This window comes from Mariniphaga sediminis (assembly GCF_003573545.1).
GTDB lineage: Bacteria > Bacteroidota > Bacteroidia > Bacteroidales > Prolixibacteraceae > Mariniphaga > Mariniphaga sediminis.
Genome location: NZ_QWET01000040.1, coordinates 1 through 8,469 on the forward strand (window position 1 = coordinate 1; position 8,469 = coordinate 8,469).

The window sequence follows — 8,469 nt, forward strand, 5'->3', positions numbered from 1 at the left end:
TACCCCTAAATTTAATTTTGAATTTAAAGGTATGAATTCAAATCGTGGACAACCTATTTCGAGCATATCTTACATAATATCAAGTTCTTAAAACAATATTTTATAAAGTTTAGTGGACACTAATGATGATAAACATGAAAAAAATTACAATTCTTATTTCATTGTTAGGCTTAATAAGTCTAAATGTATTTTCTCAGTATTTATTTACAATGGAGATAAGTGCGAATAAAATTAAATATGATACTAAACGAGATTTAATTTATGCAACAGTAAAAAGCATTGATGCAAATTATGCTAACTCTATTGTTGCCATTAATCCTTATACTGGAACAGTTTCTAATAATATTTTTATTGGAAGTGAACCAAATGATTTTGAATTTACAACGGATTCCAATTATATATTTATAAGTTTTGATGAACAACCAATGGTTAAAAAGTTCTCATTAGAATCTTTTACTGTTGTTCAGGATATTAGTCTGGGTATAGACCACCGTGATGGTTCTTATTATGCAAAATCCTTAGCAATTTTGCCAAATAATGATTCTTCAGTAGTTGTTTGTAGATATTTCAAGGGGACAACAGCAGAGGGAGGAACCGCAGTCTATGTAAATGGTGTTCAGCATGAAAAATTCATGGATGACTGGTCTGGTCCTGATGAGTTAATAACCACAGGGTCTGACACTCTATATGGTATTACAACTGGTAATACCTCTTATGCATTTTATTCAATTCACGTCTCTGCTGATACAGGTGTGACGATGCTCTCTAAAGGAGATTTTTTGAGTTTGAAAAATGCAAAATATGATGAGGAATTGCTTTTTGATGATAAGGGTTTAGTCATTGACCCATCAATCCCAGCACAGGTTGGTAAATTTCAACTGGAGGATACTTGGAAAACATATCCAAATCAATCAGATTCAAAAAACAATAAGGTCTTTTTTTGTATGGTAAGCGATAATGATACTGATTTGGATTTTTATAGTTACAATAGAACTACTTTTGCTAAAGAAACTGGCTATAACGTGCCTAATATTATTCCATCTGATTATCATATTCCAGAAGCCTCACAGTTAATAAGATTTGGAGAAAAAGGATTAGCGGCTCTAATTTTTGATGATTATTCCTTCTCTGATGCAAAGCCATTTATCACCATCTTGAATAACTCATCTTTTGTAGATTCAATTGCACCATCTGACACATCTGAACTGGCTCAATTATTTATTTTGGATACTGTTTATACATACGAACATATGACTGTCTATGATACTCTTGACGTATATAATTATGTTACAGTTTATGACACTACTCACCTTTCCACAACTGATACTTTAATAGTATATCAAACAATTACAAACGTGAACGGAAATATTATCAAAAGTGAGATTAGTTTGTATCCAAACCCAGCCAGTAACTACATCAACGTTAAAATTACTAATAGCAATGTGATTGAGAATTATAATATTAAGTTGTACAATACAGTTGGCGAATTGTTCTTTGATAGTCAACTGACTTCTGATTTACTAACAATTGATATATCCTCTTACTCGAAAGGAACATATATCTTGACATTAACAGATAATTGGGGGCAAAGGATTGCAACTAAATATGTAGTGGTGAAATAGCAGCACACAACAATGTGTAATACGTAATGGCGGGATAAGTAGTAAACATCAAGGTTTGTGGCTCGCATCAACACCATCTTGATTTGATAGCGAGGAGCTCCGAAGTTCGCCACTACGCTTACACTAGGCCGTTATGCCATATAATAACCAAACAACCATGAAACAACTAATCTTTATAATGGCAACTATGTTGACTTTTTCAACTGAATTAAAAAGTCAAAACTATGTTCCATTTCCAACAGAAAATGCCCAATGGAACGTTTATCTCGAATATAGTATGTCTGAAAATCCAGCAGATACTATACTAATGCAATATGTATTAAATGCAGATACGACTATTAACCAATTAAGATATAACAGATTATGCTTACAAAGCAATGCTTCAGATACAGCATGCGTTGCTCCTATTGGAGGTATAAGAGAGAAGGATAAAAGGATATATTTTATTGGAAATGATTTTTTAGGTTTTCCTCATGATGAAGAGTTAATTCTGTATGACTTTAATGTCCAGGTTGGCGATACTGTATTTCATGATGATTATAGTTCTTTCTTTTCTATAATTGAAGCCATAGACACAATTGAAATCAATGAAGAATATAGAAATCGATATAAAATAAGTCCAGATTCACGCAACAGTAATTATTATTTTCCTGACGATGAATATTGGATTGAGGGAATTGGAAGTGTAAAAGCTGGATTATTAGGGCACATAACAATGGTTCCAACTTGTTGCTATCAACTTTGGGAACATATCTGCTTTAAGGAAAACGGAGTGGTCAAATATCTAAATTCTACGTTTAGCGATTGTTTGGCTTCCAATCTATTGATGGGTGTCAATCTTCCCATGACTGATTTACAAATTAAAATTTACCCAAATCCTGTAACGAATCAGTTACAAATTGAAAATAACTCCAACGAAAACTTATCAATTAAAATCATTGATATAAATGGCCGTTCAATTCTTGAGCAACCGTTGAATAAAACGAAAACAACTATAAAATTAGATCTCAGACCAGGCATTTATAATGCCTTGATTACAGATCAAATTGAACAAATAATGTTGACGCAAAAAATAATAAAACAATAAAAAGCTACTGGTAATATTTTGCCAATTGCATTGTGGGTTCCTGCGGTGCGTTGTCTCCACTCCTTTCTTGTCCGTCATGTCCTGCCGGACACTGACGCCCTCCGAACCCCACAACGACAACTTAAAAGTGACCGTTAGCCTCAATTCGCCACATAAGCACATCCGAAATAGATTTAAACGTAAATTATCTATTTCTCCAGAGCTTATTAAATCCTGTTGCTAACGTAAAATGGATAGCAAAAATGAGTTGAAAAATGGCAAAATTGATTAAAATATAAACAACTGAAAATCAATGATTAATTTTTACGTTAGTCAGAATTTATCTGGATGCATAAAAAATAAAAACGAGATTTCTTTCTTAGAATATTTAAACCTTAAAACTATTAAAAATGAGAACAATTAACACATTTCACACAATTGCAATTATTTTTTTAATTGCTTTTTCAAATACTTGTTTTGCTCAAAAACCACCTGCTAAATTCGGAAAAATTGATATTAAAGATTTAAAAGCAACAGTTTGTCCTATCGACTCCAATGCCCACGCGTATTTTATTTTTGATTATGGAACCACTAAAGTTGAATATATGGATCAATTTCAGTTGGATCATCATCATCATTATCGTATAAAAATTCTTGATTCTGAAGCCTTTTCATGGGGTGAAATTAAAATTCCACCTTACAATTCAGTTTCGAGAATCAATGCTGTTACCTATAACCTGGAAAATGGAGAAATAGTTGAAAGTAAGGTAAAAAGAAAGGATATTATTCATGAAAAAACAATTAACGATTACTATACTGATAAGTTTGTCATGCCTAATGTAAAAGAAGGATCAATAATTGAAATAGAATATACCCTCACCCACCATAATTTTATCGATTTAAATTCATGGTATTTCCAGAAAACTATTCCAGTTCTGCAAAGTGAATATTATGTTGGATATCCCGAGTATTTTATATACAATAAAACAATGAAAGGGTATTTTAGGGTAAAGACAGAAAAAGGGAACACCACAAAATCAATAGGTAGTACAATGTATACTGAAAAAGGATTTAGCTATATTGCAAGCAATATACCTGCATTTCCTAATGAAGGATATTTAAGAACCCGCAACAATTATATAAGTAAAATTGAATTTGAATTACAATCAATTTCATCACCTTTTACAATGACGAAAAATTATGCTACGAGCTGGCCTACTATTGTTAGAAATCTTTTAGACAATAATTATTTTGGTAAAGAACTCAAAAAAAGTTTTCATTTAAGAAAAGCAATAGACTCTTTAATGATAAAAAACAGCACAGGTATGGAACTAGTCGATGATGCGCTTAACTATATGAAAACAACAATAGTTTGGAATAACTACTATGGTAAATATACCACAGAAACACTTCCCCAGGCATTTAGAAAAGGAGAAGGAAATGTTGCTGATATAAATTTAAACCTTGTTGCCTTAATACGTGAGCTGGGATTCGAATGCTATCCGGTGGTATTAAGTACACAAAGCAATGGTATTATTTATCCTGTACACCCATCAAACGACAGGCTAAATTATGTTATCGCCCTGGTAAAATATGAAGGGAAAGATTATTTGCTTGATGCCACCGATCCGTTCTCAGAAATTAACTTATTACCTATACGATGCTTGAACGACAAAGGATTGATTGTAAAAGAAGGAGGTATTGAGTGGATAAATCTCATGGGTTACAGGCCTTATTCTCTTGTTGAATCATATAACATTTCAATTACCGATGATATGGCATTTGAAGGTGTGAATGAAATGAAACTAAGAGATTATTCAGCATATTTAAGAAGAAAATCGATAAAAAACTTTAATACCCTGGACGAATATTTTGAGTATGCTGAGGAGCATAATGAAAACCTATCGTTTAATAATTATGAAGTTGTAGGTTTAGATAGCATAAAAAGCGATATGACATTAAAAGTAAATTTCAAACACGAAAATCAGGTTGATAAAACAGGTAACCTGGCAATGTTTTCACCGGCATATGAACCTTTTTACGAAAAAAATCCATTCAAATTAGATAAAAGGGAATACCCTGTAGAATTTGACTATCCGTATTCAGTACAACAGATTTATACAATCACAATACCCGAAGGTTATACTATTGAAGAAATTCCCCAACCCATGATACTCAGAATGCCCGATAAGAGTGCACAGTATATTTTTAATATCAAACAATTAGAAAATAAAATATTTCTCACCCTAATATTTAAGCAAAAACGAATGCTATATTTAACAACCGAATACAATGATTTAAAAGCATTTTATCAAACCATGATTGACAAACAAAAAGAACTGGTTGTTTTAAAAAAACTATAATGAGAACAGCAATATCAATCTTACTTATAACATTCCTTAACGGTGTAATTTTCGCACAAAATGCGCTGAACGTTAAAAACATACCCGATTCACTTACAAAGCATGCTGATGCTGTAATCAGGTTTTCAGATACGAAGTATATCCGTACATCAACAAATGCTTATAAAGTGGAATATCATTATGCTGTTACCATTTTAAACAAAAGCGCTAAAAGCAAAGGGAATTTGCAAATTTCTTACGACAAAAACTCTTCTGTGAGTGATATACAGGGGATCTTTTACGATAAAAATGGAGTTAAATCTGATAAACTTAAAAAATCAGACATTCTAGATATTATTAAATTTAGCGATTATACTTTTTTCAGCGACCAACGTATTAAAGCTTTTAATCCTAGTGTAAATAACTATCCTTTTACCGTTGAATATTCTTACACAATAACTCATAAAGCTTTAGTGGGCTTTCCGGGCTGGTTGCCAATTAATGATTTTAATGTTTCTGTTCAGGAAGCAAACCTTGAATTTACGACACCTTCTGATTTGGATATAAATTTTAAAACCTTAAATTTTCCAACACAGGCTGATGTCAATATAGAACAGGAAAATAAACACTATTCTTGGAATGTTAAAAATTTAAAACCTATTGAATATGAATCTTTCTCGCCATCATATGATAAAATATTTCCTACAATACTCTTAGTACCAAAGGAATTTTCTTATGAAAAAACTGAAGGGACTTATGATAGTTGGGAATCATATGGCAACTGGGGCTTTAATCTAATTAATGATCGAGATGACCTATCTAAAGAAACTAAAGATTATTTAATTTCATTAACGGATACCCTAAAAACAAGGAAGGAAAAAATATATGCCATCTATAAATATATGCAGGGGAGAACCAGGTATGTGAATATACATTTGGGCATAGGAGGATTTCAACCTATGCTGGCAAGCGAAGTAGAAGCAAAAGGTTTTGGCGATTGTAAAGGATTGTCAAACTACACAAAGGCATTGTTAAAAAGTATTGGTATCAAATCTTTTTATACTGAAATAGGAGCTGGAAAGCATCAACAAATTCGCTATCTCGATTTCCCTAGTTCTTATCAAACCAATCATATTATTCTTTGCGTGCCGGATGATAATGATACTATCTGGCTTGAATGTACAAACCAGAAAAAACCTTTTAACTATTTAGGCGGAGGAACTATCGATCGTTATGCACTTTTGATAACTAACGAAGGCGGTAAAATAGTTCGTACACCCACTTACACTGCTGAAGAAAACAACCGGGTTTCAAATATCAACTTTAATATCCATCCCCAAGGCTCATCAGACTTTGAGTTACATACAATATATGAAAACATCATGTACGATGAAATTGAGGGATTACTTTATACTTCAAATAAAGAACAGGAAAAGGCTTTGCTTAAAGGATTAAATGCAAATGGGATGAAGATTAATAGCTTTAGTTTCTCCGATGAATCGAAAGATTATGCAAAGGCAGTTTTAAATGTAGAAGGTAGCTTAAGCCAATTTGCTACTTCTGCAGGAAAAAGAATGATATTTACACCTACCTATTTCCTTTGGAACAGTTTCTTGGATTATATTCCTGAAGATCGAAAGTTTCCTTTATATCATCCGCAGGGATTTACGTATACAGATTCGCTTAACATTATCATCCCAGATGGATATTCAATTGAATATCTGCCTGAGGACTTAAACCTCAAAACAACATATGGCACATGTATGTTCTCTTTTAAAAAGACCGGTAAAGGCATAGCAATTGTTAGAAAGATTCGTATTAACAAAGGAACATATAATAAAGAGATGTTTAAAGATATCGATGATTTTTTATCTCATATAAACGATCGAGAAGATGAAAAGGTAGTTTTGATATCAAAATAGTATCCTAACTGATATATCAAATAAGCCCGTTTTATTAAAATCTTAAACGCTGGGTGGATAAATAATGAATTTGATTGATTCATATAGATTTAAACATCCATTTTTTTGACTGATTGTTCAAAGAATGATAAAATAAAGAAAAAGGAGCTTTTAGGATGGAGGAAAAACTACAATTAACTGGTGCGAACACACAACACAAAAAAGCTGGAGTGCATTGGTGTGCGTTGTCTCCGCTCCTATCTTGACCACCATTTCATATCCGACACTGCCACTCTTCGAAATCCGCAACAACAACAACAATAACTTAAAAGTGACCGTTATAACTTATAAAAAAAAACAAAAAATAACTAATATGAAAACTCACCAAATTATTCTACTTCTGGCATTTACAATTTTCGGATGTAATAAAGATAACTTTACAATTAATTCTGAGGCAAGTGTTGAAAGTTTAACAATGTATTGGGACCATGAAGTGTTTGGAGAAGGAGGAAAAAGATTAAGATTCGAATTGTATGAAAATAAGGAATTTGAAAACTCATTTAAATTAGTTTTTGACTATAAAATTGAAGGAAAGAATATTACAATTATTCTGGCAGATAAAGTAGATAATGGAAAATGCGGAAAATTTCCAACTCCAAATGGCATTGATTCTTTATGCAGACCAAAAGGAAATTTATTTATTCCTGACAACTTGCTGGATGAAAGAGATTATTCAGTAATCCTAAAAACATATGATTTTGAAATCATTTCAAACTTAACCGTACATGAAGATAAATATGATTTACAAATTCCAACCAATGAGAATTTTTCAAGTTCAATAGCTACTGTTTATCCCATTCCTGAAAATCTTTTATTCGGAAGTGTTGTATTTGCAGGGACAGAAAATACGCAACAAGCAATAGCGTTTCTTGAAGAGTTGGAAGCCATTGGTTTTGTAAAAACTTCAGTTCCGAACTACCCATACAGACATTTAAGTGTCGGAGAAAATGGGAAACCGATTGACACACATTGGGATCCAGACAATCACAATATGAGGCTTTTACTACAAATGGACTCTGATTTTGAGAAAGCATTTGATTTAGCCAAAAAGCATTTTAGCCAAGCAAATTTAAATATATACTTGTATAGCAGTAATGGAGACCAAGCAAGATTAAGCAAAACTGACGGAATTATAGTTGAATATGCAGAATAAAAAACAAGCTATATATTGTAAATTGCAACATAAACTTATCGTTGCCAGCAAAAAATGACAAAAGAAATAAAAACATATTTACTGAACTACTTCGATTTTGACACGAATGATAATGGTGAACTTGAAGAGTATTTCGAAATCAAAAAATATGAAAAAAAAGATTTTCTTGTAAAAGAAAATACAAAATCATCAGATTTCTTTATAATTAGCCCCAAAATTTAGACAACAAGTATAATTTGAAAATTTAATAAACTTGTTGTTATGAAAAAGAGAAAAACTTACAGCGCAGGCTTTAAAACAAAAGTAGTACTTGAAGCTCTTCAAG

At 32.0% G+C, this 8,469-nt stretch carries 6 protein-coding genes; all 6 read left to right on the top strand.

Features of this window, described 5'->3' with window-relative positions:
- The first annotated feature begins 134 nt into the window (after positions 1–134).
- On the top strand, positions 135–1,622 hold the full coding sequence (locus tag D1164_RS23200) for a T9SS type A sorting domain-containing protein (protein ID WP_172594612.1): 1,488 nt from the start codon (positions 135–137) through the stop codon (positions 1,620–1,622).
- Between the two features lie 157 nt (positions 1,623–1,779).
- Positions 1,780–2,709 (top strand): T9SS type A sorting domain-containing protein, encoded by a 930-nt coding sequence (locus D1164_RS23205; RefSeq protein ID WP_172594613.1) that lies wholly within the window; start codon positions 1,780–1,782, stop codon positions 2,707–2,709.
- 389 nt (positions 2,710–3,098) lie between these two features.
- Positions 3,099–5,051 (top strand): DUF3857 domain-containing protein, encoded by a 1,953-nt coding sequence (locus D1164_RS23210; protein WP_119352301.1) that lies wholly within the window; start codon positions 3,099–3,101, stop codon positions 5,049–5,051.
- Positions 5,051–6,952 carry a DUF3857 domain-containing protein gene (locus D1164_RS23215; RefSeq protein ID WP_119352302.1) on the top strand — a complete coding sequence of 634 codons (1,902 nt, stop codon included), beginning with the start codon at positions 5,051–5,053 and terminating at the stop codon, positions 6,950–6,952. Before D1164_RS23210 ends, D1164_RS23215 begins: the two co-directional genes overlap by 1 nt.
- Before the next feature lie 310 nt (positions 6,953–7,262).
- Entirely contained in the window at positions 7,263–8,144 is an 882-nt protein-coding gene (locus tag D1164_RS23220; protein ID WP_147372277.1) for a hypothetical protein, read from the top strand.
- 54 nt (positions 8,145–8,198) lie between these two features.
- On the top strand, positions 8,199–8,366 hold the full coding sequence (locus tag D1164_RS23885; RefSeq protein ID WP_172594614.1) for a hypothetical protein: 168 nt from the start codon (positions 8,199–8,201) through the stop codon (positions 8,364–8,366).
- Positions 8,367–8,469: the final 103 nt, after the last annotated feature.